This is a genomic window from Bacillus sp. 196mf, from assembly GCF_003217275.1.
Lineage (GTDB): Bacteria > Bacillota > Bacilli > Bacillales > Bacillaceae_G > Bacillus_A > Bacillus_A thuringiensis_S.
The window spans coordinates 62,998-86,483 of record NZ_QJTG01000009.1 but is presented as its reverse complement, the minus strand read 5'-3'; the positions used below and the strand labels follow the sequence as shown (position 1 = coordinate 86,483).

Genomic DNA, 23,486 nt, shown 5'->3' with positions numbered 1-23,486 from the left:
GAGCCGCAGTAAAGCGGCTCTTTTTTTGTTGGAAAACATCTCCCAGAATGGCTGTATTTACTGGTCTTTCAGTTTCATAGAATATGATAAAGTGAAATGGAGGAGTGAGAATATAATGAAAGAATTACAAGGGAAAATAGAAGATTATACTAGGTTCGGACAAATTCTTCTCGCTGTAAGTACATTGTTACTGGTTGGCTTGTTGATTCCGGATGGAGCAAAAGAGACAATCCAATTTTTTGTTATGATGGGGAGCATCGTTATATTTTTAAGTTTATCGTTCTTTTTCTTTCAGCGTGTGAAAATGATGCGTGACCAGTTAGAGGAAAATGAATGTGAATAATATTGTTAACTAGAGCGCGGCGAAAAGAAAGAATCTTTTTGTCGCGCTTTTTGTTTTTTGTAGAAAAATGTATGCGTTTCATGTTGACAATGATAATCCTTATCAATTAAAGTAGAATAGTAGTTAATGATTATCATTATCAATTAGAGGTGAAGGAATGAAAAAATCTATTACGCTATTTACAGCGATTTTATCTATTTTTTTCTTGTTAATAGGTTGCAGTGCCAAAGGGGACGAAAAAGCGTCTGCAACCAAAATAGAAAAAGGAAAAGAAAAAATCGAAATTACCGACCTGTCAGGGAGAAAGGTAACATTCGATAAAGTACCAGAAAGTTTTGCAACATTAAGTATGGGAGACATGGATATTATTCATGCTTTAGGTGGAAAAGTAGTAGGTCGTCCGGATACGAAATTAACTCTTCCAGAGGAGTTAAAGAAAGCAAAAGTAATCGGGAATGCACATCAACCGAACTTTGAGCAAATTGCTAGTTTAAAGCCCGATGTACTTGTTGCTAACAATGGATTCCAAAAGAATGTGCCAACGGTTGAAGGACAGGGAACGAAAGTAATCATTTCTTCTGCGAATTCTGTACAAGATATTCAAAAGAATATTGAATTATATGGAACGGTAATGAAGAAAGAAGATAAAGCAAAAGAACTTAATCAAAAAATCAATGATCAAATGAAGAAATATGAGAAAAAGAGCGATGTGAAAGCATTGCTAGTGTATGGCGCACCAGGTACTTATTTAGCGGCATTACCAACATCTTTATCAGGTGATGTTTTAGAAAAAACAGGCGGGAAAAATATTGCTTCTGATTTTCCAGAAACGAAAGAATATCCGCAATATGCACAGCTAAGTGTAGAACGTATTATTGAGGCGAATCCAGATGTCATTTATTTAATTACACACGGAGATCCAAAAAGTGTGAAAAAAGCATTCGAAGGCGAAATGATGAAAAATGAAGCGTGGAAAAATTTAGATGCAGTAAAACAAAACCGCGTAGTTATTTTGCCACCTGATTTATTTGGATCTAATCCTGGGACAAAAGTTACAGAAGCAATGGACTTTATGTATAAAAGTATACAAGATGTAAGGAAATGATACGTATGGAAAGTAGTGAAGTAGTAAGAGAAAAGGAACATCCTTTTGCGAAAAAAAGATGGATAATAGCAGTTACTTTAGTTGTATTAACAATTCTAGGCCTCTTTTACGGACTTTTCGCAGGAAGTTTATCTTTTTCTGTACGAGACATTCTAACAGGTATACAAGATGAAGGTTCGACAGTTCATCGAATTGTATGGGATCTTCGCATACCGAGAGTTCTCGTTGGGTTTATAGTAGGAACATGTTTAGCTGCATCTGGTACACTGCTGCAAGGGGTTATGAGAAACCCTCTTGCAGATCCTGGTATTATCGGGGTTTCATCTGGAGCAGGCCTTGTAGCAATTGTCATCATGATTTTATTCCCACAGCATCTAGCTTTTTTACCACTAGGGGCGTTTTTAGGAGCTTTCATAACAGCGATGGTTATTTATGCTTTATCATGGCAAAAAGGGGCACCACCTTCAAGAATCGTCTTAGTAGGAGTGTCAATCAATGCATTAATTGGTGCAGCAACGTCAGCTTTAATGTTATTACATAGTGACAAAGTACAATCCGTGTTACCGTGGCTAGCGGGCGGCATTGGTGGTGTAAGTTGGGCACATTTAAACATGATTATTTATTATGCAATATTCGCCATTATATTAGCTTTCTTTGGTATTAAGCATATTCGAGTGTTAATGCTTGGAGATGAAATGGCAAAACTATTAGGACATAATGTGGAAAAAAGTCGGTTTTATTTAATCGTAGTAAGTACATTATTAGCTGGAATTGCGGTAAGTGTGTCTGGTCTTATTGGATTTGTCGGTCTTGTCGTACCACATATGCTACGTTTATTAGTTGGAAATGATTATAGATATTTGCTACCTTTATCATGCCTTGGCGGCGGGGTATTACTTGTTTTTGCAGATGCAATAGCTCGAAGTTGGTTTGACCCAATCGAATTGCCTGTTGGTATTTTACTGTCCTTCTTAGGTGGTCCTTTCTTCTTATATTTAATTCATAGAGGAGGAAAACAACGTGATTTCAGTTAACAAAGTGTTTTATGCACACTCTGAAAGATTTAAAATGCAAAATATGAATGTACATATTAAGGCTGGAGAAATCGTTAGTTTAATTGGTCCGAATGGATCGGGAAAATCTACTTTGCTTCGTTTAATAGCAAGGCTACTGAAACAAAGCGAAGGGGACATCATTTTAGATGGGAAAAATATTCATATAATGAAGAGTGCTGATGTAGCGAAGCAATTAGCGATGTTACCACAAATGCATGATCATCAATTAGATTTGACAGTGAAAGAACTAATTGAGTTCGGAAGAGGTCCACATAAATCATGGAGTAGCCGCTTAAATAAAGAAGATGAAGAAATTGTTGATTGGGCATTGTCTGTTACAAATCTTGAAGGGTATGAATATCGTCTTTTACATTCTTTATCAGGAGGGGAACGGCAACGTGCTTGGATTGCGATGACGCTAGCGCAACGTACAAATGTCTTATTATTGGATGAACCAACAACCTTTTTAGATATCGTTCACCAGTTGGAAGTAATGGAACTTGTGAAACGATTAAATGAGGAGTTTGGAATGACAATTATAATGGTTTTACATGACATTAACCAAGCTGCTCAATATAGCGATCGTTTACTCGTATTAAAGCGAGGAAAGATTCAGTATGATGGTATACCAGAAGAAGTACTATGCCATGAAATGTTTCAACATGTATTTGGCATAGATGTAGATATTTTTCAAGGAAATGACAAACCGTTTTTTACACCGAAACGAATTTCTAGAAGGGGAGAAGAGCGATGCAAACAGAAGAGCGTATTACCACTGAATTAGTAAGAGAATTTGTTATGGCAGCTCACGGGGATTTAGAGAAAGTACAAGAGCTATTAGCTGAATCGCCAAGCTTACTTCACGCCTCTTATAATTGGGGTGGATCAGATTGGGAAAGTGCGTTAGGCGCATCGGCACATGTAGGTCGTAAAGATATTACTCTTTATTTACTAGAAAAGGGTGCTCGGATGGATATTTTTGCAGCAGCTATGCTTGGTGAATTAGAAGTTGTACAAGCTATTTTAGTAGCTCAACCAGAAGCATTGCGTGCATCTGGCCCTCATGGTATTTCTCTTCTTCAACATGCACGAATGGGTGGAGAGAAATCTAAGCGTGTATATGATTATTTAGCAATACTATCTTAATGAACGAAGGAAGTTCTTATGTGCGGTAAACTTTTCACTTGAAACAATTGGAAAGTTTACCGCCCGTTAGAACGGGATAAGTATCTAGTATATTTGAAAATCCTACACCCCCCTCAATTGTAGTTTTCTTTATGCTAGTTATGATATGGATGCAGTGGACAATATTTGTCTACTGCTTTTTTTAGTTATTAAGAATGAATATTCTGTATTTTATTGTTGGTTCATTTATCCCGCTATTTTCCAGGCAGTAAGACTCCCGCCTAAAAATTCGGCTAAAGCAAAGAAGTTAGACGGGAGATACACTGCCCGTAAACGCCTGGTTGGTGAAGGCTAATAATCAGTGGGGATGAACAAAATTTCCCACTGATTAAAGTTTCACTTTATAATAAATAGTAACATTTCGTATACACACAAAACGTGATCGTGAAATGAAGAAAAAATTAGTGGAAAGGAGTGCCAGCATGTTTCATACAGAACGTTTACAAATTCGCAAATATACAATGGATGATTTACAGTTCTACGCTTCACTGTGGGGGAACGAGAAGGTAATGCGTTATATTGGAAATGGGACGTTAAAAACATATATGCAGTGTAAAAAAAGTCTGGAGGAATGGGTGATTCCTAGCTATAAAAACGGTCTCGGTTTATTTGTATTGATTGAAAAGGAAACGGGAACAAGAATTGGTCATGCAGGGCTGGTAAAGCAGAAGATAGATGGAAAAGAGGAAATTGAAATTGGTTATTGGTTACTTCCTCAGTATTGGGGAAAAGGGTATGCAAAAGAAGCGGCGGCAGCATTTCGTGACTATGGTTTCCAAGCATTACGAATGAATAAATTAATTTCTCTTATTAATCCGAATCATCCCGCCTCAATATTTATTGCTAGAAAAACCGGGCTCAGCTATGAGAAAACAACGTCATTTCATGGAATCGATGTTCTAGTTTATTCTATTAAGCGTGTTGGATGAAAAAATTACTTTTTTAAAGGTAAATTGCATTTTTTGAAGAATGGTATATGAAAATAAAGGGAGGGGTTACATGTACATTTATCATAATGGACTTATTATTCGTGAGGGAACGAGTAGCGTACCAGCATATGCAATTAAAGCTTTGTTTGAAGATGCTGGTTGGAGTAATGATAATATCCCTTCTTGGCAAATTGAAAAATTTACGATAGCATTCGAAAATTCAACATGGGCTTTCACAATTTGGGATGAGGAAGAGATGGTTGCGATGGTTAGAGTCATTTCTGATGGAATTATGATTGCGAACATAGTAAATTTAGTTGTGAAGTGTGAATATAGAGGGAAGGGATTAGGTAAGAAGCTTGTAGCTCTTTGCCTGCAAAAACTTCCCCACGGTGATTGGTTTGCGCATACATCAGCGAACAATTTTGATTTTTATAGAAGTTGTGGATTTGAAGTTAGAGAGCTATCGAGAAATGGAACATGTGCGTATTATGGATACCAAGTCGCGAAAAGAGATGGTCACCGATAAATGAATGGAAAGTAAAAAAGTATAGCGAGGTAATTTTGAGACTTTTGATAATAGAGAATGGATTGAGGCTCGTTTTATGATAAAATAAAAGAAAATTCTGTTTATTATTAGGGGGATAAAAATGAGTGTAAAAGCTGGGGATGTATTTAAATATGAAAGAAGATTTACTGAGGAAGAAGTTTTTGAATTTGCAAATATTACCGGTGATAAAGGTAGACACCATGTGGAATACGATGAAAATGGAAGATTAATGGTTCATGGTTTATTGACTGCTAGCATTGGGACGAAAGTGGGAGAAGAGTTACATTACATAGCAAGAGAATTAGTAAGTGAGTTTATTAGACCAGTTTTCACAGGAGATACGATCACTTGTGAACTAACTTTAACAAATGTTGAGCAAATGGAAGGCTATAAAAAAGTTTCAATCGAGTCAGTTTATCGCAATCAGCATGAAAAGACTGTACTAGTTGGGACAAGTTATGGAATTATAAGGGGATAAAAAAGAAGCCTGTTTAACAGGCTTCTTTTTTTTTATTATTTAATAAACACGTTTTCGATTTTCCGCATAACTAGAGATGAGTAATAATGCAGTTTCTTCTCCTATATTACGAACAATATGAGGAACGCATGCATTCCATGAGAAAGAATCACCTTCTTCTACAATTGCAATATCTTCACCGTGCTGAACTTCTAGTTTTCCGCGTAATACAAGGTGACATTCTTCCCCTTCATGGGCATTTGGTGAGTTTTCTTTCGGGAATCCAGTAGGGATTTCTACTAAAGATAGGCGAAGGCCCCCTTGCTCCGCAACATGTTCAATTCTTTGCTCATCTTTGCCGTATACACTGTATTTCCGTTCTTCTTTTTTGACAATTTTTAATCGATCTTTTTGCTCTAACAATAAATAGGGAAGGGGAACGTTTAAAAAATTGGAGATCGTTTCTAAAGTTGAGATAGATGGTGATGTTTTATTATTTTCAACCTGACTCATAAATCCTTTAGAAAGACCTGTTCCCTCGCAAATTTGTGCAATTGTTATGCCTCTACGTTGACGAATTTCACGTATTGCAGAACCAATATTCATAAAATCAAGCTCCTTTTTGTAAACAACTATTTGTATCATAGCAAAAAAAATATATTTTTTCCCAGTGAAAATGAATTGACGAATAAAAAAAATTAGTGTATGTTTTGTAATGTAAATAAAAGTTTTGTATAAGAAAACTATAAAGGAGAGAATGAAATGAATCAACATATTGGTAACTTAATTATTCGTATCGTGTTAGGGGTAACATTCTTCATGCACGGTTTAACAAAATTCCAATCAGGAATTGACAATATTGCAGGATGGTTTACAAGTATTGGTTTACCAGGAGGACTTGCATACGGTGTAGCAACGTTTGAATTAGTTGGAGGTCTATTATTAATTCTAGGTTTAGGTGTAAGATATATTGGATTATTATTTGCACTTGTTATGGTTGGAGCAATCGTAAAAGTGAAATGGTCAGCTGGTTTATTGGGAGATGGAAAAAATCCTGGTTTCGAATTAGAACTTGCATTATTAGCAATGGGTGCATACTTATTTGTTGCAAAAGCTGATGGTTTTGTAGATAATTTCTTAAAAGAAAAAATGTCAAAAAAGAACTAATTTAAATGGGGGGGCTAACAAGATGAGTTTTCAACTTCATCCCGATACAACACTTGATGTTGTTCATTTATACGTATCTAATGTAAAGAAATCACTAGAGTTTTATACGGAAGTACTAAGTATGAAGGTGCTAAGAGAAGAAGAAGCAGTCGTTACATTTGGGAATGAAAATGATGAACCACTTCTTATCATTGAAGAAAAGAAAGAAGCTTTTCCGAAGCAAAGAGGAAGAACAGGGTTATATCATTATGCAATTTTATTACCAAGTAGACAGGATTTAGCGAATGTTCTTCGTCATCTTGTAGAGATGGTATATCCACTACATGGCGGAGCCGATCATTACTTTAGTGAAGCTCTTTATTTAGCTGATCCAGATGGAAACGGGATTGAAATTTATCATGATCGACAAAAAGAAGTTTGGCGTGATGAGAATGGAGAACTCCCATTTGTTAGTAACCCGTTAGCTGGTGAAGAATTATTACAGCAAGGAAGTACATGGAATGGCTTTCCAGCTGGTACTGTGATGGGGCATATTCATTTTCATGTAGCTGATTTAGAGGAAGCGAAACGTTTCTATGTTGATGGTCTTGGTTTTGAAGTAACGATTCCAGCTCGTAATGGAGCATTGTTCGTATCTGCAGGTGGTTATCATCATCATATCGGTTTAAATACATGGCAAGGTGAAGGGGTACCACCGCAAATGCCAGGTTCTGTTGGTTTGAAATATTTCACAGTTGTACTAGCGAATGAAAAACAAAAAGAGCAAGTATGTGAAAGCTTAAAAAATATTGGCAAGATTGCTACGTACAAAGATGGAATATTACAAGTCGAGGATCCATTTGGACATTGTATCCATTTCAAAATAAAAGGAGAAGCCTAAAAAGGCTTCTCCTTTTATTTTCTTATAATTGCTTTTTCGTTTTGTAAAAATAGTTCATCAAATTGTTTTGCAAGCTCAAAATCTAGTTTCGTTAAACCTTTTGCATTCCAAGATGACAAAGTAATAATAACTGCTTTATACTGGATAAGGATAAATGGATGGTGATTATGTTCTTCTGATAGTTTGGCGGCTTCAGAGACAAATTCGACTCCTTTTAAGTAGTCGGAAAACATATATTTTCGTTCAATCCATTTCTCATCTTTTACCATCCATTTATCTACCTTCAATAATTCTTCGTGAACTTGTTCTTCAGTTAATCTTAGCATCATTTTTCACATCCTTTACTGGAAGTAACGCAAGACCATTGTTAATAAGGCGTGTTACAGCTTCGTCAGTTGTGAAAGTAGAAAGTTGATGTAGTAATGCTGCCGATGTTTCATGCCCTTTGTTATGCTCTAAAAGTAACTCTAATACTTCAAGGCGCAGCAACCATTCTTTCGCATAAAATTTATTTAATACTTCTTGAATTGCTACTAATTGATCGATATGCGCGTCGTGTAAAATCCCCTCACTTCGAATATCTCGAACTGTTTGATACATACGTTCAAGTTCATTCAGTACAAGTGGAGCAGGAATTTCGTGAACTTCTTCATCCATTGGGAAAAATGCTGCGGCATCTGCGGCACCTGGGAATACTGAAGTGATTTGTGAGCCAACAGCCATATCAAATGCGCCCCATGAAGCATCAAATAAAACGCGGGCGTTATAAGTAACTGTGCAATCGATAAAGGAAATAAGAGCAATTTTCTTATCGTTTTTTACAATATCTGTTACTGTTCCTTTTACATGAATACCACTTGCAAAAGTAAACTCAGCGATAGTTCCAATTGTAATTCCTAATGATTGTAGTTGTTCGTCTGTACAATTTTCTAATGCAATATTTTCAGTGAGTAATCCAATCGGTGTTCCAAATCCGTCACTGTGTACAGAAGTAGAATGATTTGCTAACTGTTTATTATGAAGCGCTAATGCCGTTGGCGAATTTGTTCGCATGTAAATTAATTCACCTGCATCGTTTTCAATTGTCTCGCTAAATGTACCTGTAATTTGTAATCCACTATTTAGCTCAGCTGTTGCATAGTTCTCAGAGCGAATTGCTTTTTCTAAACCTTCTTTTCCACCTGTTTTAAAGGCCATTGTTTTAGAAAATGTTTCAAGCGCATCTGTTAATTCTTCAAAGGATTCACAAACAAATAGTTGTGGTTGCATTTTTGTTACGTCATAAGTTGTCCCTATACATGCTTCGATAGAAAATGGAACCTTTTCTACAGCGTCTGTTAAGCAATGTTTGCTTTCGCCAACAGAAGAAAGGAGACCAGCACCATATATCTTTGGATCATCTATATTTCCGATCAATCCATATTCTACTGTCCACCAGAAAAGACGTGAAATTTGTTCAGCTTCTGATAAACCAGAAACTAAGTTTTGTTTTTCAATTACAGCATTTTCAGCAGCCTTAACTTCATCAGGAGTAGAAGTAGGGCTTTCTTTCACTATCGTTAATGTACGAACAGCTTCAAATGCATCATGTTCTTCTTTTGTAGAGAAAGCTTTTGCACCAATTTGCCCAAAACGTTTCACATATTTTGCATATGTAGGATCAAGTAAAATCGGTGCGTGTCCTGCGGCTTCGTGTACGATATCTGGAGCTGGTGTGTACTCGATATTTTCTACTTTCCGAATATCTGTTGCGATCGGTAGTAATCCGTGTCCTTGAAAATCGAAGAATGCTACGCCGGGAATAAGTCCGTCAATCGTTACAGCGCCCCAGCCACTTGGTGCCAAACACTCATTCATTTCTTCTACTTTTGGAATTGCATCTATATTAATACCAGATGATTGTAGTCCGTTCACATAGGCTGGATGAGCAGCGTCTTTTAAGAAGCTATGATTTTGTCTCATAATGTAACGCCACACAGCGTGATTCACCGGTGTGTATTGATCATAATGTTGTGTGGATACGAATGGTTTTAAATGCGATGGAATTTCTGTTTTCTTTGTCATTTAGACATCCTCCTTTTTTTCTATAAAATTGAATATCGATTTCGTATAGCTTGTATCACCTCCCTTCATTATTTGTAAGCGCTTATAAAATTTTATCATAAGATTCGGAATTATTTAACATCTGTTTCTGTGAGAAATAGAAAAAGCCCCTATCGGAAAATCCGATAGGGGCGAAAGAATCGCGGTACCACCCTATTTGTAAGTGAAAATATACTTACATCTCAATTAATGATAACGGAAAAATTCCGTCTTTTCCTTCATGCATAAAAGCACTACGAAAAAGAAGCTCCAGAATTGTAATTCATACTTATATATGTGCTAATTTCCACCGACCATTAGCTCTCTGTAACAGGGATATAAGATACTACTGCGATTCTTTCAACGCGTATATATGAAATTGTGTAAGAGGATGGACGCAAAAAAGTCCCTATCGGAAAATCCGATAGGGACGATAAAAATCGCGGTACCACCCTATTTGTAAACAACTAATTGTTTACCACTCACTTTACGATAACGGAAAGATCCGTCTTTCTCTTCATGCATAAAAAGCATTACGGGAAAGAAGCTCCAGAATTGTAATTCACGCTTGTATATGTACTGATTCGCACCAACCATCAGTTCTCTGAGACAGTGATATAAGTCGCTACTAGTATTCCTTCAAAGCCGATATATAATTCGTTCAACTAAACTATGTTTTGTATTATAAAACTATATTAAAAAAATTGTCAACAAAAATTTTTTATCCCGTGTTAATGAGCAGTAAAATTCCTACCTCAAAATTCGGTTGGAGCAAAGAAGTGAGATGGGAGATTAACTGCCCGTAACTCCCGATTGGTGAAGGGTAATAATCAGTGGGGATGAACGAAATCTCTACTGATTAAAGTTTCACTTTATTTCACTTCTAAATTAACAGTTAAATTAGAGGTATTGCCAGCTGCATCAGTTGCTACAATGTGAATAGTATTTTTCCCTTCTTGTAATTGAGTGCGATCGAAATAAATGCCATAGCTTTTCTCCCAAGGGTTCAGGAATGCCTGGTCCCATACACCATTTCCGTTAATTTCATATTGCATTCTCACTGGAATACCAGGTGCTATCCAACCAGATTCTGACATCCAATCTAGTAGAATATCATCAACTTTTCCTCTAATTACGAGATTTTCTTGGTCAACTTCGTATGTTAACTTAGGTGCAGTTCGATCAAGAAATACAGCAGCTGTTTGTTTTGTTTCTCCGCCAGAATTAGAAGCAACTGCTTCGATTTGATATAGCCCGTCAGCTAAAGGAGTTCCATCGGTTTTTGTACCATTCCATTTGAAAGGTTTGTATCCAGGAGTTGCATTTTTAGCTTGATGGATAATCCCTTGATACGTTACACGTTCTTTCGTAACTAAATTTGCATGCAATGTTACATCATCCACAGGCGCAACTAAATAGTAGTTGATGAGATTATCATCTAGTACGTGGTCGCCATTTGGGCTAAAAGTAGAATTAATAATTTCAAGTCCATCGATACGTTTATAATCTTTAGGATCGATACTAAATGTGAATGGAATTCGAATTTCTTCTTTTGCCCCTTGTTCTTTTACATATACATTTCCAGTATACACACCTTGTGGTAGTGAGCTATCTACAGTGATAGTAAATGGTTTTTCGGTACTACTATTCGGTTGAATGCTAATCGATGAAGGGATAGAAGCTTTTACTTTTGTGTTTGTGTTTGCATCTAGTAACTCCACACGAGTTGAAAAACTTTTCTTTTTACTAGAAAGGTTTTGTAATGTAACATTTTGCGTCAGTTTTACTTTTCCGCTATTTGGCTTAATAAGACCAAAGCTGACATTGTTAGGTTTTACTAATACATTTGTTTGAGCTGCTTTCGGAATGTTAATTAAACCTGATCCTTGTGCCATAACAGGGTATGTATTTTCATTGACATCATGTAATGTTTTTGCATTGTTAGCAAGAGCCGCTTTCAATTGTTCTGTCGTCCAATCAGGATGCATTTGACGCAAGAGGGCAACCGCTCCAGCTACTTGCGGAGCAGCCATACTTGTTCCGTTATGCGATTCATAGCCGCCTCGCGGTACTGTACTAGTAATTTGTACTCCAGGTGCAACAACATCAGGCTTTATTAGCCAACTTCCTTGTGATGGTCCTCTTGAACTAAAGTTACCGATAAGTTCTGTTTGCTTTGGTTGTCCAATTTTTATATTTTTCTTTCGTTTTGTAATTAAAGTTTTTAATTCTTCCCCATTTGTATTTGATAATTGCATTACTGGGACAGCTAGATGTTCACGTGAAAAATATTCCGGCATCATATTAATTTCTTTTTCGCTAGAGATTAATAACACACCAAGTGCCCCAGCTTGCTTCGCTTGTTCTGCTTTTACTAATGTACTAGAAGTACCTTGTAAAATAAGTGCGAATTTCCCTTTCACATCTTGTTTTGCATAATCACTTGGATTGCCATAACCAACGTATACAAGAGGGGAATCATTTCCTATTGGAAAATCGGATTTTGATAACGGTAACCCTTGATATGTTTTGCTGGAACCAGCTACTTGGAATGTTGGAAACGGGATAGAAACCGTAGATGCTCCAACAGAAATGACACTACTTGCGTTACCGGGAGCATCAACAGACCAAGGTTTTGGTCCGTCATTTCCATTTGAAACGACAGTAGTAACACCAAGTTTCGCTGCTCGTTCTAACGTTAATGTTACAGGCTGATCAGGTACATTTAAATCCTGCCCAAGGGAGAGATTTAACACATCTGCACCATCTTGAATCGCTCGCTCAATCCCTTGGATAATATCATCTGTTGTACCAGTTCCACCGTCATTCATTACACGATAGGCTAGAATAGAAGCGTTTGGAGCAATGCCTTTAATTTTTCCATTACCCGCAATAATTCCAGCTACATGAGTACCATGTACGTTACCATCCATTGGATCGCTATCTTCATCAACCGTGTCATATCCACCGATATAATTTGCCTTTAAGTCAGGGTGTGTATAGTCTACGCCAGAGTCGATAATGGCTACTTTCATGCCTTTTCCATCAAGCGGTTTGCCAGATTGATCTTTTAAATTCCACGCTTCAGGTGCACCAATTGTCGGTCCACCGATATTTGGTGCTTCTTCGTTAGTAGTACTTTTTGATGTTTCATGCAATTTATATGTTAAGTTCGGATAGACTGCTTTTACTTCAGGTAAAGAGGCAAGAGAGGTAATTTGATCTCCAGGAACTGAAATAGAGAATCCGGAAAATAACGTATTATACACTTCTTTAATTTTTGCACCAGGTGCTTTTTCTTTTATTTTCTTAGTCGTATCTTCTTGTGCTTTTTTTAGCTCAGCATGATAAGACTGCGCATTACTATTTTGTAAATCTGGAGCATGCTGAATATTACTTTGAGCAGCGAGAGGTGCATGTTGCAATTCTACAATTACTGATATTTCTTTTGTTGTTTTCGTTTCAACATTTTGAGCAATTTTATGTTCTCCCCACTGTTCAATCGTTGTTTTTAATTGTGGACTAAATTGCTTCTCCTTTTGTAGTGATTCAGCATGAGTGCTTAAAGCTCCAAAACTAGAAAAGACAAGCGCCATGCTTAATAGTGTAGATGTAGTTTTTTTCATTGATACTCCCCCTAATAAAAAGTGCTAATATTCAGAAATGGAATCTTACATTTTAGTTAGAACTTATAAATATAAATGTTGGCTAAACTATACTTTCGACATAATTCATACCAATCTTCTATGAATTGAAAATTTCTTGGGAAATTTTTTCTGATTATGTCGAATCGATATTTTTCACATATTGTAGGAAGAAAGTGAGGAATGCTATGAGGGAAATGGAGTGATGGTATGAAAAGGCTAATAGTAAGTGGTAGTGTAGTGTTGTTTATGTTTTTATGTTCTATCGCTATTACTAGCGCAGAAAATAATAGTGTGAAAGTTGCTTTTATTCGTCATCATAACCTTTGGATTAAAGTTGATGGGAAAGAAAAACAACTTACAAAAGGAGAGAACATAACAGGGCCAAAGTGGTCACATGATGGAGAATGGCTGGCATATGTAAAAGGGGAGAAACAAAATATTCTTGAGTTATATCGGCTGAAAGATGGAAAGAAAGTTACGCCGTTTCACTCAGAAGCATCGAATTATCAATGGTCACCAACAGAAAATATAATTGCATTTATATTTACAGGTACATTGAATACATTTGATGTAGAAAAAAAGAATGCAGATTTTGAAAATGTATCGGCTGGTGTGGGTGATTATGCATGGTATCCTGATGGAAAGAACTTTCTTGTATCCTCTGAAGCGCACTTACTTCCAACAGGATGGACAGGGGCTCAGCTATATGAAGTGCAAAAAGATGCACATATGAATCCTCACAAAATGAAGCATTTGTATGCATTGCCAAATGAACATGATGATTTTCTAGCGCTAGTAGCAAGTGGCTTTAAGTGGTCACCAGATCAAAAGTGGATTTCATTTTTAGCGGTACCGACAGCTTCATGGTCAGCTGATAGTAATACGCTTTGCTTAGTTCGAGCAGATGGTAGTCGGTTTGAAATAGTAGATCAAATGCTATTAAATACAGAATGGTTCAAATGGGCGCCATCAAAAAACATATTGGCTTATATTGAAGGAAGCGGGAGAGTTGCATTAGAGAATAAACATTTAAAAATAAAAGAACTGCCAGCACTCCAACAGCAAACATTTACGCCGAAAGGATATGTGGATTGGGATTTTACATGGAAGAACGATAATGTAATTATCGTTTCACGAGCAAAAGAGGGAGGGTTTGAAACTCTGCCAGAAAAAAGGCCATTTCCATCTTTATATGAGATAAATAGCACAAGCGATAAACAATATCAAATTACAAAGTCATCTAATAAGCAAGGCGATTATCATCCAATTTTCATGAAGAAGAGCAATCAATTAATATGGATACGTTCAGATCGTAAGAAAGCTAATATATGGATAGCTCATAGTGATGGAAAACATGAAAAAAAGTGGATTGAAAATGTAGATATACCAGAGTGGTATTATGAGAAATGGAATTGGGAAAATGTTATCTCGGTGAAAGAAGAATAAAAAACTGCCTAAAAGATTGTTTTAGGCAGTCTTTTACTGTTATTTATGTGTTTTATTTGGCTTTTTTTTCGCTGGGTTTCCGTTCCCTTGGCGCTTTCTATTTTGTTCATCTTTTGCTTGTTTTTCATGTAGTGTATCTAAAAATTCATTCGAGTTACTCATGTTTATATCTCTCCTTTCATTTTGTCATGATTACTATAACCATTTAGGAGGATAATCATGAGTTAGAAGTTAGGCACTTAATTTTCTTCGATAATGTAAGTAAAATATTCCATACATAACAAATAGCATGAGTAAAACTTGTAACTCTACATTTGCCTTTAAAATAGCTGCGATAGGGTCTGGTAAGTACGGTGATTTATCATTTGTGCTTAAACCTAACCATTTATTTAAGAGGCTAATGGTACAAAACATAAAAACACCGGACCAGCTTGCCGTAATTGCTTTTTGTTTCACGTTCATCATCTGTAATCCAAGGATTAGCAGTTTTATCACTACTAAAGAAGCCGTTTATATATCCCCATATAATCATTCCAATAAAGACAATTATCCATTTCATATATGTAATTCTCCTTCCGGTGTAAAAAGTATTTTACATGTAATATTGTAATATTTTACAAACCTTCGTGTCAAACATTTTTTACATATCGGTTTTTATACAGCAGGAATAAAGAATGCAATAGGGAAGAAATATGTGTGAGGATTTTATAGTAAGAGGAGACTGAATATGAAAATCGTTTTTGTTCGGCATGGTGAAGGTGAACATACAACGGATTTAACAGAAAGTTTACAAGTGTTTGACCCACCATTGACGAGAGTAGGAAAGGCTCAAGCTAAATTACTTCAACGTGATGTATCATTACAAGAAACGGATATATTAATTGTTAGTCCTACACTTAGAACTTTACAAACGGCGACAATATGGAGTGCGAAAGTAGCTTGTCAAAAAATAGTCCATCCATATGTATCTCCGCGTATTTTTCCTTATCGAGAAGGAGCGAAAACATTACCGTGCGATTATATAGTAGATCAGGAAATGATAACAAAGTTATTTCCGCATTTTTCGATAGAGAAAAGCTCAAATAATCAGTTATGGAAGGAAGGTATAAACACTATTTCAGAGAATAGTTTTCAGCAAATAGTAGATGAATTTCTTCTTTGGTGTTATGAACTGGGTGCGGAAAGAATTTGCATTGTATCTCACGATGGAACAATTACAGCATATAGGCAATATTTACAGAAAGTCGTTTTAACTAGATCAGATTTTTTGAAAGAAACAGGTATATATGAAATGGATTTATCCCATAAAAGTCTGATTGATAAGGGCTGATTATAGGATGGAGGTTGTTTGTTGAATATTGCATTAGTAGTTGGTTTTAATTCGGATTTAGAGGCGCAATCAATACGAGCATCTCTTGAGTATTTTGGTGCAAGAGTTGTGACATATTGGATTGGTAGACCGAAAGATTTTGTGGAAGTTCTTTCTGGAAAGAACTTATTTAACGATATTAATTATATTATTTTTTGCTTTCATGGTGAAGAAGGGAAGTTTGTCATGGAAGAGTTAGGCGAAGAAGTATATGAACAAGATGAACCGAGAGGGTATTTTGGTAAAGCAGAAATTTATAAATATGCAAAATTGCATAATACACATATTGTAAATAGCGGGTGCACATTAGGGGAGCAAAAACTTGCAAAATCTTTTTTACATAGTGGTGCGAAATCATATATTGGATCGATTGATTATGTAGATGGAAATGCAGCACTTATGTTTACTATACGCTTATTTTATGGGGTTATTAACCATGGGAAAACGTTAGAAGAAGCGTTTCAAGAAGCGAGTTTAATTGATGAGGAGACACATACATTTCGATTCTATAATTAGTGTGAAACACGTTTATTCTATATTCGAATAAACGTGTTTCACATTTAACTCACATTTTTTTTACGTTTTTTTCAATGAAAATGGTTATCACTTGTGGTATGATATGTTCAAGTTTTTACAGGTAATAAAAGTTACTATATAAACGTTAGTTTTTAATGTTTCATACGCATGTCACAGATTATTCATAATTAACGTTTGAAAAATAAGTAACTAATGTTATTATATTATCTGTAACTAACTTAATTACAACTTTAGGAGGAAGATATGGTTATTCAATTTTTAAGAGAAAACAAAGCAGTTTCTTTTGTATTAGCAGTAATTCGAGTATATCTTGGTTACACATGGTTAATGGCTGGAATCGGTAAACTACAAGGAAAAGGATTCGATGCAACAGGTTATTTGCAAGGCGCAATTGAAAAATCTAAAGGTGCACAACCGGCTGTTCAATCTTGGTGGGCATCATTCTTACAAGAATTTGCAATTCCAAATGTAGATTTGTTTAATACACTTGTAACATGGGGAGAAATTTTAGTAGGAATTGGTTTAATTGTAGGCTGTTTAACAAAAACAGCGGTCTTTTTTGGTCTTGTAATGAACTTTTCCTATATGTTTAGTGGGTCAATTGGTGTGAACCCTGAGATGGTTATCTTATCTATGTTTGTTCTTGTTGCCGGTATGAACGCTGGGAAATTTGGAATGGATGGCTTTGTTATCCCGAAAGTATTAGGATCAAAAACTCAAAAACGCCAAAAGCAAGCTGCTTAATATATGAAAACGGGTATCTCAAAATGAGATACCCGTTTATGTTATTTTTCAACTTTGATCGGATTGTTCTTAAAGAAGTCTTGTACATACCCGACAAATTCTTGTGGTTCTTGGCGAAATGGTGCATGATAACCTTTTTCAATAATATGTAAAGTGCTATTTTTTAAGAATTGATGATACGTTTCTCCTTCTTTCCAAGAAACGCTACTATCATTTCTGCCCCATATAATTAAAGTCGGCTGTTTCATTTCATTCGCATTAATTTTAAGACGTCTAGGCCATAGTTTCATTTTGTTATAATGCTCTTCATCGTTACGTTTGAATTTCACTTTGCTCTCATCATAATCAGTAATAGAAGAAACGGCATTTAAATCAGTCGGCAATTGTGGTTTTGGTGAGCCTTGTTTAGTAACGAATGTATGAGGACCACCTGTAGCATCAGTTAAAATAAGGTGAGTAACTGCTTCAGGATATAAATATGTTAAATTTAGAGAAATTTCTCCCCCCATGGAATGCCCCAGTATTGCGAATGAATCATACCCTAGTTTTTTCATTAATTTATAATACAAATTTGCATGAGTTGGAAAAGAATAATAAAAATCCATTGGCTTAGATGAGCGCCCGAATCCTAAAGCATCTACAGAAATAATTGTATGATCTTTTGCTAAATCGGAGTAAATCTTTTGAAAACCATCTGATGACCCTCCAAAGCCATGAATCATAAGTAAAGGTGGTTTTTCATTACCAATCTTTTTAAAGTAAATGGTTTGACCATCTATTTCTACCATTTTTTCCTCGGTAGCTAGTTTAGCTGTAATTGTATTTTTCACTTGCTTTACTTGTTCTACTGGCTTTTCTGCTGCACTACATCCTACTAATAGTGTAAGAGTAAGACAACCTACCATGAAATAGCTAAATCGCTTCAATTAGGTGTCTCCTTTCTAACATAACGCTGTATCTATCATAGCAAATAGCATATTACGATTTCCAGGAAGTTGGCTACCATTTTTTATCATAAGAGGTGAAAGGAGCGTTTCTTGGAAATTTTCTGTTTGAAGAAATTTACGAAATATAAATTGTGAATGTGGGACATCAATTCGTACTATACCATTCCAACATTCACATATCTTTTTTAATAATTGAATAGCATCTTCTTCTTGCTTGGCGATAAGTGGATGGATACATAATATATTGCCCTTTTGTATGCATAATGAAAAAGCTTCTATACGGTTATTTCTTTCAATTTTAAAAGCGTGTATGGCCCTTGGTAATAGCAAAGAGTAAAGTAGAGAACGATTCACACCAGTTGCAATTTGATCAAGAGAAGTAAGAGATATAAGGTCTTCTTCTCGTACTTGTTGTAAGTGAGAAGGATACGTCTTAGTAGTTTGCTTTTCAAAACGATGAATTGTTGTTGCTGTTTGAAATCCACATGATGTGTATAGAGGTTCGCCAGCTTTTGTCGCAATAAGTGCAATTGGTTGTTTTGGATGAATTTGTTCCAAGCAATGATTTAGCAACATGCGCCCTATTCCTCGTCCTTGAAAATTAGGGTGAACGATTAACATACCAATGGAAGTGAAGTTACTTGTAAAAGGAAATACTCCTCCAGTCGCAATGAGTTTATTTTCATGAATATAACCTACAAGTGTGCCGATAGAAAGATACATTTCGAATTGCTTTTTCATAAAAATTTCATCGTGTAACCATCCAACAGATTTGCAAAGATTAAGTAATTCAAAAATAAAAGACTCATTTAGCTTTACTATTTTCATAAAGGCTCACCGCATTTCTATTTAATTTCATAAAAATAGAGTCAAAATGTAAAAAAAAGAGATTTACGTTAAATGAAATCCAACCTGTTTATATTTAAATTGTAAAGGGCAGGATGGCTGATACGAAGAGACAAAGTTATACAAATTATAACTGATATTTACATAAGTTAACAAAAAATTTACATACAGCTAATTTTCTCTTAATAGTCTTCCATTAAATTTGATAGTGGGAAATGAATAACCTAATTAGGGGGACAAGACAGTGAAAAAGTTTGTGAAAAAAGCATGGCCATTTGCAGTTGTGGCATCATTAGCAGTTACTTCGGTAGCAACATGGAATTTTACTCGTTCTAGTGAGGTTAATGCAGATGAGAACGGAAGCAATGCAAAGATTAAAAATGTTATCGTATTAATTGGGGATGGTATGGGCCCTTCATATATGACGGCTCACCGTTATATGAAAGATAATCCAAAAACCTTTGAAATGGAATCTACAGAATTTGATAAGCATCTTGTAGGAACACAAAAAACATACCCAGAAGATGAGCATGAAAATATTACAGACTCTGCATCAGCAGCAACAGCTATGTCAGCAGGGATTAAAACATATAATGCTGCAATTGCAGTTGATAATGATAAAGCGGAAGTGAAAACGGTTCTTGAGCAAGCGAAAGAAAAAGGGAAATCAACGGGACTTGTTGCAACTTCTGAAATTACACATGCAACACCAGCTGCTTTCGGTGCGCATGACATTAGCCGTAAAAATATGGACGCAATTGCAAATGATTATTTTGATGAGAAAATTAAAGGGAAGCATAAAGTAGATGTTATGCTTGGCGGCGGCGTAAAGAACTTTGTTAGAAAAGATCGTAATCTTACAGAAGAGTTTAAGAAATCTGGTTATAGCTATGTAACGGATCGAGATCAATTGTTAAATGATAAAAATGATCAAATTCTTGGTTTATTTGCACCAGGTGGATTAGATAAAATGATTGACCGTAATGATAAAACACCTTCATTAGAAGAAATGACTAATGCAGCAATTGAGCGTTTGAACAAAAATAAAAATGGTTTCTTCTTAATGGTGGAAGGAAGTCAAATCGACTGGGCTGGACATGATAATGATATCGTTGGTGCAATGAGTGAAATGGAAGACTTCGAAAAAGCTTTCAAAGCAGCGATTGAGTTTGCGAAAAAAGATAAAAATACGTTAGTTGTTGCAACGGCAGACCACGCTACAGGTGGATTATCTTTAGGGGCCAATGGCGAGTATAACTTTAAAGTAGATCCAATTAAAGCTGCAAAACGCACACCAGACTTTATGGCAAATGAGATTGCAAAAGGTGCAAATGTAGAAGAAACATTGAAAAAGTATATTGATTTACAATTAACTCCAGAAGAAATTCAATCTGTAAATGATATAGCTCCGTCAAAAGATGTAACAAAGATTGATAATGCAATTGAAGATATTTTCAATAAGCGCTCGGTTACAGGCTGGACAACTGGTGGACATACAGGGGAAGATGTGAACGTGTATGCATTTGGTCCAGGTAAATACTTATTCTCAGGCGTTCAAGAGAATACAAATATAGCGAAACGTGTCTTTGATATTGTTGGCGGTGGCGATCCGAATAAAGGAAGACGTTAATTAAGAGCGAAAGTGAGGCGAAATGCCTCACTTTTCTTTTTAGGAGTTGGGAATATGGAAAAAATATTTAGGAAATTAAGATTCCTTCTAGTGTTTGTAGTATTACTAGTTGGATGTCAACAAGAAGAGAATAACGTAGAACAAAAATCTACTACTAAAAAATCTGAGGAAAAGGTACAAATAACAAAAGAAGAAGAGAGATCTATTCAAGATGTTATTACTACATTTGTGCGAACGACGAATGAAAAAAATCTTGCAGAACATATGGAGTTATTTTCAAAGAAGATGCCTAGTGCTGAAGACTTAAAAACACAAAAAGAAGCCGCATTTCAAAAGGGAAATAAGAAGATTGAATTGGAACATATAGATATGAAAGCTAGTAAAGTAGGGTATGTTATTGTTGAAACGAAAGAAAAGGAAGTAGACGATAGTGTCACTCTTCAAAAGAAAGTACAGTACGCTCTTGGAAAAGAAGATGAGAAATGGAAGATTGAAGAGGTTCGCACGATAGAGAAAAAATAACGTGAAACTTTAATAAGCGTGGGAGTCACACCTCCAAAAAAATGGTATAAAAAAGGTTCTCATTGGCGAGAACCTTTTTTTATAGTGGTAGCATAATTTGATTTGAGCATGCCTCAATATCATCAATATCTTGACGAATTGTGGCCATTTTATTATCAAGATCTTCAGCTTTCATTGCTGCATCATGTAGTTCATCTTTTAAATACTCCGGTATTTTCCCTTCATATTTATAATAAAGTTTGTGTTCTAAACTTGCCCAAAAGTCCATTGCCAGTGTACGTAACTGAATTTCTGCAAATACATCTTTTGTACCAGAATTCAGTGATAAAGGATATTTAATAATCATGTGTAAACTTTTATAACCGTTTCGTTTTGGGTTAGCGATATAATCTTTTACCTCTATGATTTCCATATCTTCACGCTTTTGAATGACTTCTTTTAAATGATAAATATCTTCTACGAAGCAACATGTAATACGAATACCAATAATATCTTGTAAATGCGTTTGGGCATTTTCAACTGTCGGTAATAAATTTTTACGTTCAAGCTTTTTAATAATACTTTCAGGTTGTTTTAGTCTTGTTTTTATATGTTCAAACGGGTTGTAATCCTCTAAAAATTGAGCTTCCCGGTTCATAATTTCAAATTTAGTTTTTAACTCTTCTAAAGCAAATGTATATGGTAATACAAAAGCTTTCCAGTAGTTAACTGTTGATTGATTATATTCCATTTATATACACACCTTTTCCTATTTACAAGTGAGGTTGTTATTATACTAAATACCAAATCATATAAGCACAAGCAGCAAATGATGAGATCATAAAGCGATATTTAGTTTTCATACTTTCAACTCCTTTCGAGTAAGATTCTATATAAATAAACGTGATTGTTAATAAGTTCACTATGTACAATTTCTATAGTAATAGATTCGTGTGAATTTCGTATGAACTAATTGTTTCAGCTTTTTGTCTTTTTTGCTGTTAATCATAATTATTATTCGGATTTAAAGTGTTTTTATTTTATTTATCCATTTGTATAAATTAATGTATATTTAAATTTATAGTTATTAAGGAGGATATACGGTGAACTTTGAAGAATTAGCAATTGCTAGACGTTCTGCAATGAAATTTATACAAGGTATAGAAATCCCTGATGAGGATTTTAAAAAAATATTTGAGTTAACTAAGCTTTCTCCATCTTGCTATAATTTGCAGCACACACATTATGTTGTAATTCGTGATCAAGAGCGAAAAGAAAGATTAAAAGAATTAGCGTTCGGTCAATATAAAGTATCGAGTGCATCAGCGGTAGTGCTCGTTTGTGGTGATAAAAGAGCATACCAAAATGTTGAAAATATTTACTTCGGTATGAAAGTTTTAAAAATGATTGATGAATGCGAATATGAAGATACAATTAGGCAAACGAAAGGTTTATATGAAGGAAAAGGAGAGCGTTTCATGGAGGATGAAGCGATTAGAAATGCTTCGTTAAGCGCGATGACTTTTATGTACGCAGCTAAATATTATGGCTATGATACATGTCCAATGATTGGTTTCGATGAAAAAGCAGTACAAAGTGAATTAAATATGCCAGAGCATGTAATACCTGTTTTAATGATTACGATAGGGAAAAGTGATACGACTAAAGTTCGTCCAAGAGGATATCGAAAGCCAATTAGTGAGTTTGTTACATACGAATCGTTTTAATAAAATTTATTTAACTATAAAAACAAGGGGATTCTAAATGGAATCTTCTTGTTTTTGCAATTGACAAATAGAATGAAGTTTTATAATATATAAATCGTAATCATTACGTTTTAGTTTGCGATCTTTGAAAGAAAGGAGAATTACCTATGCGTGTAAATATTACATTAGCTTGTACGGAGTGCGGTGATCGTAATTATATTTCTAAAAAAAATAAACGAAACAATCCAGAACGTATCGAACTAAAAAAATATTGTCCACGATTAAAGCGAGTAACGTTACACCGTGAGACGAAGTAGAAGACTAGAGATATCTCTAGTCTTTTTTTTGTTAATAAGTTTT

26 protein-coding genes, 1 pseudogene and 2 other annotated features are annotated in these 23,486 nt (G+C 35.3%); of the genes and pseudogenes, 18 read left to right on the top strand and 9 right to left on the bottom strand.

Features of this window, described 5'->3' with window-relative positions; translation table 11 throughout:
• Positions 1 to 115: 115 nt before the first annotated feature.
• The 8 genes from ATL10_RS15015 (at position 116) to ATL10_RS14970 (ending at position 5,645) form a co-directional block, all read left to right on the top strand.
• Positions 116 to 343 carry a YrhC family protein gene (locus ATL10_RS15015; RefSeq protein ID WP_098235749.1) on the top strand — a complete coding sequence of 76 codons (228 nt, stop codon included), beginning with the start codon at positions 116 to 118 and terminating at the stop codon, positions 341 to 343.
• Positions 344 to 500: 157 nt separating this feature from the next.
• Positions 501 to 1,448, top strand: a complete 948-nt coding sequence (locus ATL10_RS15005) for an ABC transporter substrate-binding protein (protein ID WP_048558750.1) — start codon at positions 501 to 503, stop codon at positions 1,446 to 1,448.
• A 5-nt stretch (positions 1,449 to 1,453) separates the two neighbouring features.
• Positions 1,454 to 2,482: a FecCD family ABC transporter permease gene (locus ATL10_RS15000; protein WP_141541663.1), complete on the top strand. Its 1,029-nt coding sequence runs from the start codon at positions 1,454 to 1,456 to the stop codon at positions 2,480 to 2,482.
• The gene (locus ATL10_RS14995) at positions 2,469 to 3,287 is read left to right on the top strand and encodes an ABC transporter ATP-binding protein (RefSeq protein ID WP_098235751.1); all 819 of its coding nucleotides are present in this window, start codon (positions 2,469 to 2,471) and stop codon (positions 3,285 to 3,287) included. The genes ATL10_RS15000 and ATL10_RS14995 overlap by 14 nt, the downstream gene beginning before the upstream one ends.
• Positions 3,254 to 3,649, top strand: a complete 396-nt coding sequence (locus ATL10_RS14990; protein ID WP_098235830.1) for an ankyrin repeat domain-containing protein — start codon at positions 3,254 to 3,256, stop codon at positions 3,647 to 3,649. Before ATL10_RS14995 ends, ATL10_RS14990 begins: the two co-directional genes overlap by 34 nt.
• A gap of 428 nt (positions 3,650 to 4,077) precedes the next feature.
• Positions 4,078 to 4,617 carry a GNAT family N-acetyltransferase gene (locus ATL10_RS14980; protein WP_141541664.1) on the top strand — a complete coding sequence of 180 codons (540 nt, stop codon included), beginning with the start codon at positions 4,078 to 4,080 and terminating at the stop codon, positions 4,615 to 4,617.
• A gap of 70 nt (positions 4,618 to 4,687) precedes the next feature.
• Positions 4,688 to 5,146 carry a GNAT family N-acetyltransferase gene (locus ATL10_RS14975; RefSeq protein WP_000276127.1) on the top strand — a complete coding sequence of 153 codons (459 nt, stop codon included), beginning with the start codon at positions 4,688 to 4,690 and terminating at the stop codon, positions 5,144 to 5,146.
• 121 nt (positions 5,147 to 5,267) lie between these two features.
• On the top strand, positions 5,268 to 5,645 hold the full coding sequence (locus tag ATL10_RS14970; RefSeq protein ID WP_000111564.1) for a hotdog family protein: 378 nt from the start codon (positions 5,268 to 5,270) through the stop codon (positions 5,643 to 5,645).
• Positions 5,646 to 5,684: 39 nt separating this feature from the next.
• On the opposite strand, the gene ATL10_RS14965 is transcribed toward ATL10_RS14970, so the two are convergent.
• Entirely contained in the window at positions 5,685 to 6,230 is a 546-nt protein-coding gene (locus ATL10_RS14965) for a helix-turn-helix domain-containing protein (protein WP_001020693.1), read from the bottom strand.
• A 156-nt stretch (positions 6,231 to 6,386) separates the two neighbouring features.
• Here ATL10_RS14965 and ATL10_RS14960 point away from each other — a divergent pair, with 156 nt between their 5' ends.
• Positions 6,387 to 6,791: a DoxX family protein gene (locus ATL10_RS14960; RefSeq protein WP_001071553.1), complete on the top strand. Its 405-nt coding sequence runs from the start codon at positions 6,387 to 6,389 to the stop codon at positions 6,789 to 6,791.
• Positions 6,792 to 6,813: 22 nt separating this feature from the next.
• On the top strand, positions 6,814 to 7,671 hold the full coding sequence (locus ATL10_RS14955; RefSeq protein WP_000009848.1) for a VOC family protein: 858 nt from the start codon (positions 6,814 to 6,816) through the stop codon (positions 7,669 to 7,671).
• A gap of 14 nt (positions 7,672 to 7,685) precedes the next feature.
• On the opposite strand, the gene ATL10_RS14950 is transcribed toward ATL10_RS14955, so the two are convergent.
• From ATL10_RS14950 to ATL10_RS14940, 3 genes are all read right to left on the bottom strand, one after another.
• Positions 7,686 to 8,000 (bottom strand): 4a-hydroxytetrahydrobiopterin dehydratase, encoded by a 315-nt coding sequence (locus tag ATL10_RS14950; protein ID WP_000979553.1) that lies wholly within the window; start codon positions 7,998 to 8,000, stop codon positions 7,686 to 7,688.
• Positions 7,981 to 9,735 (bottom strand): aromatic amino acid hydroxylase, encoded by a 1,755-nt coding sequence (locus ATL10_RS14945; RefSeq protein ID WP_110497090.1) that lies wholly within the window; start codon positions 9,733 to 9,735, stop codon positions 7,981 to 7,983. The genes ATL10_RS14950 and ATL10_RS14945 overlap by 20 nt, the downstream gene beginning before the upstream one ends.
• 163 nt (positions 9,736 to 9,898) lie before the next feature.
• Positions 9,899 to 10,126 (bottom strand) — a binding site (T-box leader).
• Between the two features lie 50 nt (positions 10,127 to 10,176).
• Positions 10,177 to 10,405: a binding site (T-box leader), on the bottom strand.
• A 220-nt stretch (positions 10,406 to 10,625) separates the two neighbouring features.
• The gene (locus tag ATL10_RS14940; protein WP_098566540.1) at positions 10,626 to 13,379 is read right to left on the bottom strand and encodes a S8 family peptidase; all 2,754 of its coding nucleotides are present in this window, start codon (positions 13,377 to 13,379) and stop codon (positions 10,626 to 10,628) included.
• Positions 13,380 to 13,607: 228 nt separating this feature from the next.
• Here ATL10_RS14940 and ATL10_RS14935 point away from each other — a divergent pair, with 228 nt between their 5' ends.
• Positions 13,608 to 14,846, top strand: coding sequence for a TolB family protein (locus ATL10_RS14935; protein ID WP_025118464.1), 1,239 nt, complete (start codon positions 13,608 to 13,610; stop codon positions 14,844 to 14,846).
• Positions 14,847 to 14,885: 39 nt separating this feature from the next.
• Here the strand turns inward: ATL10_RS14935 and ATL10_RS14930 are convergent, their stop codons facing one another.
• Together ATL10_RS14930 and ATL10_RS14925 are read right to left on the bottom strand one after the other, a co-directional pair.
• Positions 14,886 to 15,008 carry a DUF4023 domain-containing protein gene (locus ATL10_RS14930; RefSeq protein WP_000071866.1) on the bottom strand — a complete coding sequence of 41 codons (123 nt, stop codon included), beginning with the start codon at positions 15,006 to 15,008 and terminating at the stop codon, positions 14,886 to 14,888.
• 69 nt (positions 15,009 to 15,077) lie between these two features.
• Positions 15,078 to 15,405, bottom strand: a pseudogene (locus ATL10_RS14925) (phosphoglycerate mutase).
• Positions 15,406 to 15,573: 168 nt separating this feature from the next.
• Here ATL10_RS14925 and ATL10_RS14920 point away from each other — a divergent pair.
• The 3 genes from ATL10_RS14920 to ATL10_RS14910 all read left to right on the top strand — a co-directional run bounded on the left by ATL10_RS14920 (position 15,574) and on the right by ATL10_RS14910 (position 17,496).
• Positions 15,574 to 16,176, top strand: coding sequence for a phosphoglycerate mutase family protein (locus ATL10_RS14920; RefSeq protein ID WP_053563628.1), 603 nt, complete (start codon positions 15,574 to 15,576; stop codon positions 16,174 to 16,176).
• Positions 16,177 to 16,194: 18 nt separating this feature from the next.
• Complete coding sequence (locus ATL10_RS14915; RefSeq protein WP_025118463.1) at positions 16,195 to 16,731, top strand: hypothetical protein; 537 nt, start codon at positions 16,195 to 16,197, stop codon at positions 16,729 to 16,731.
• A 264-nt stretch (positions 16,732 to 16,995) separates the two neighbouring features.
• On the top strand, positions 16,996 to 17,496 hold the full coding sequence (locus ATL10_RS14910; RefSeq protein WP_000236608.1) for a DoxX family protein: 501 nt from the start codon (positions 16,996 to 16,998) through the stop codon (positions 17,494 to 17,496).
• 41 nt (positions 17,497 to 17,537) lie between these two features.
• Here the strand turns inward: ATL10_RS14910 and ATL10_RS14905 are convergent, their stop codons facing one another.
• A complete protein-coding gene (locus tag ATL10_RS14905; protein WP_000819813.1) occupies positions 17,538 to 18,422 on the bottom strand; it encodes an alpha/beta fold hydrolase in 885 nt (294 codons plus the stop codon).
• Positions 18,423 to 18,437: 15 nt separating this feature from the next.
• Positions 18,438 to 19,271 (bottom strand): GNAT family N-acetyltransferase, encoded by an 834-nt coding sequence (locus ATL10_RS14900; RefSeq protein ID WP_000706702.1) that lies wholly within the window; start codon positions 19,269 to 19,271, stop codon positions 18,438 to 18,440.
• A gap of 262 nt (positions 19,272 to 19,533) precedes the next feature.
• Here ATL10_RS14900 and ATL10_RS14895 point away from each other — a divergent pair, with 262 nt between their 5' ends.
• Together ATL10_RS14895 and ATL10_RS14890 are read left to right on the top strand one after the other, a co-directional pair.
• Positions 19,534 to 20,919, top strand: a complete 1,386-nt coding sequence (locus ATL10_RS14895; RefSeq protein ID WP_110497088.1) for an alkaline phosphatase — start codon at positions 19,534 to 19,536, stop codon at positions 20,917 to 20,919.
• 54 nt (positions 20,920 to 20,973) lie between these two features.
• Positions 20,974 to 21,441 (top strand): hypothetical protein, encoded by a 468-nt coding sequence (locus ATL10_RS14890; protein WP_090977040.1) that lies wholly within the window; start codon positions 20,974 to 20,976, stop codon positions 21,439 to 21,441.
• Between the two features lie 79 nt (positions 21,442 to 21,520).
• Here the strand turns inward: ATL10_RS14890 and ATL10_RS14885 are convergent, their stop codons facing one another.
• The gene (locus ATL10_RS14885) at positions 21,521 to 22,171 is read right to left on the bottom strand and encodes a GTP pyrophosphokinase (RefSeq protein ID WP_000456218.1); all 651 of its coding nucleotides are present in this window, start codon (positions 22,169 to 22,171) and stop codon (positions 21,521 to 21,523) included.
• A 352-nt stretch (positions 22,172 to 22,523) separates the two neighbouring features.
• Between ATL10_RS14885 and ATL10_RS14880 the strand changes: the two genes are divergently transcribed.
• Complete coding sequence (locus ATL10_RS14880; RefSeq protein WP_001008498.1) at positions 22,524 to 23,147, top strand: nitroreductase family protein; 624 nt, start codon at positions 22,524 to 22,526, stop codon at positions 23,145 to 23,147.
• Positions 23,148 to 23,293: 146 nt separating this feature from the next.
• The gene (rpmG, locus tag ATL10_RS14875) at positions 23,294 to 23,443 is read left to right on the top strand and encodes a 50S ribosomal protein L33 (RefSeq protein WP_001265617.1); all 150 of its coding nucleotides are present in this window, start codon (positions 23,294 to 23,296) and stop codon (positions 23,441 to 23,443) included.
• The last annotated feature ends 43 nt before the right edge of the window (positions 23,444 to 23,486 follow it).

What these genes read in the sequence shown, in the direction of transcription:
- ATL10_RS15015 (WP_098235749.1), top strand. Translation starts at nt 116, where the DNA reads ATGAAAGAATTACAAGGGAAAATAGAAGATTATACTAGGTTCGGACAA.
- ATL10_RS15005 (WP_048558750.1), top strand. Translation starts at nt 501, where the DNA reads ATGAAAAAATCTATTACGCTATTTACAGCGATTTTATCTATTTTTTTC.
- ATL10_RS15000 (WP_141541663.1), top strand. Translation starts at nt 1,454, where the DNA reads ATGGAAAGTAGTGAAGTAGTAAGAGAAAAGGAACATCCTTTTGCGAAA.
- ATL10_RS14990 (WP_098235830.1), top strand. Translation starts at nt 3,254, where the DNA reads ATGCAAACAGAAGAGCGTATTACCACTGAATTAGTAAGAGAATTTGTT.
- ATL10_RS14980 (WP_141541664.1), top strand. Translation starts at nt 4,078, where the DNA reads ATGAAGAAAAAATTAGTGGAAAGGAGTGCCAGCATGTTTCATACAGAA.
- ATL10_RS14975 (WP_000276127.1), top strand. Translation starts at nt 4,688, where the DNA reads ATGTACATTTATCATAATGGACTTATTATTCGTGAGGGAACGAGTAGC.
- ATL10_RS14970 (WP_000111564.1), top strand. Translation starts at nt 5,268, where the DNA reads ATGAGTGTAAAAGCTGGGGATGTATTTAAATATGAAAGAAGATTTACT.
- ATL10_RS14965 (WP_001020693.1), bottom strand. Translation starts at nt 6,230, where the DNA reads ATGAATATTGGTTCTGCAATACGTGAAATTCGTCAACGTAGAGGCATA.
- ATL10_RS14960 (WP_001071553.1), top strand. Translation starts at nt 6,387, where the DNA reads ATGAATCAACATATTGGTAACTTAATTATTCGTATCGTGTTAGGGGTA.
- ATL10_RS14955 (WP_000009848.1), top strand. Translation starts at nt 6,814, where the DNA reads ATGAGTTTTCAACTTCATCCCGATACAACACTTGATGTTGTTCATTTA.
- ATL10_RS14950 (WP_000979553.1), bottom strand. Translation starts at nt 8,000, where the DNA reads ATGATGCTAAGATTAACTGAAGAACAAGTTCACGAAGAATTATTGAAG.
- ATL10_RS14945 (WP_110497090.1), bottom strand. Translation starts at nt 9,735, where the DNA reads ATGACAAAGAAAACAGAAATTCCATCGCATTTAAAACCATTCGTATCC.
- ATL10_RS14940 (WP_098566540.1), bottom strand. Translation starts at nt 13,379, where the DNA reads ATGAAAAAAACTACATCTACACTATTAAGCATGGCGCTTGTCTTTTCT.
- ATL10_RS14935 (WP_025118464.1), top strand. Translation starts at nt 13,608, where the DNA reads ATGAAAAGGCTAATAGTAAGTGGTAGTGTAGTGTTGTTTATGTTTTTA.
- ATL10_RS14930 (WP_000071866.1), bottom strand. Translation starts at nt 15,008, where the DNA reads ATGAGTAACTCGAATGAATTTTTAGATACACTACATGAAAAACAAGCA.
- ATL10_RS14920 (WP_053563628.1), top strand. Translation starts at nt 15,574, where the DNA reads ATGAAAATCGTTTTTGTTCGGCATGGTGAAGGTGAACATACAACGGAT.
- ATL10_RS14910 (WP_000236608.1), top strand. Translation starts at nt 16,996, where the DNA reads ATGGTTATTCAATTTTTAAGAGAAAACAAAGCAGTTTCTTTTGTATTA.
- ATL10_RS14900 (WP_000706702.1), bottom strand. Translation starts at nt 19,271, where the DNA reads ATGAAAATAGTAAAGCTAAATGAGTCTTTTATTTTTGAATTACTTAAT.
- ATL10_RS14890 (WP_090977040.1), top strand. Translation starts at nt 20,974, where the DNA reads ATGGAAAAAATATTTAGGAAATTAAGATTCCTTCTAGTGTTTGTAGTA.
- ATL10_RS14885 (WP_000456218.1), bottom strand. Translation starts at nt 22,171, where the DNA reads ATGGAATATAATCAATCAACAGTTAACTACTGGAAAGCTTTTGTATTA.
- rpmG (WP_001265617.1), top strand. Translation starts at nt 23,294, where the DNA reads ATGCGTGTAAATATTACATTAGCTTGTACGGAGTGCGGTGATCGTAAT.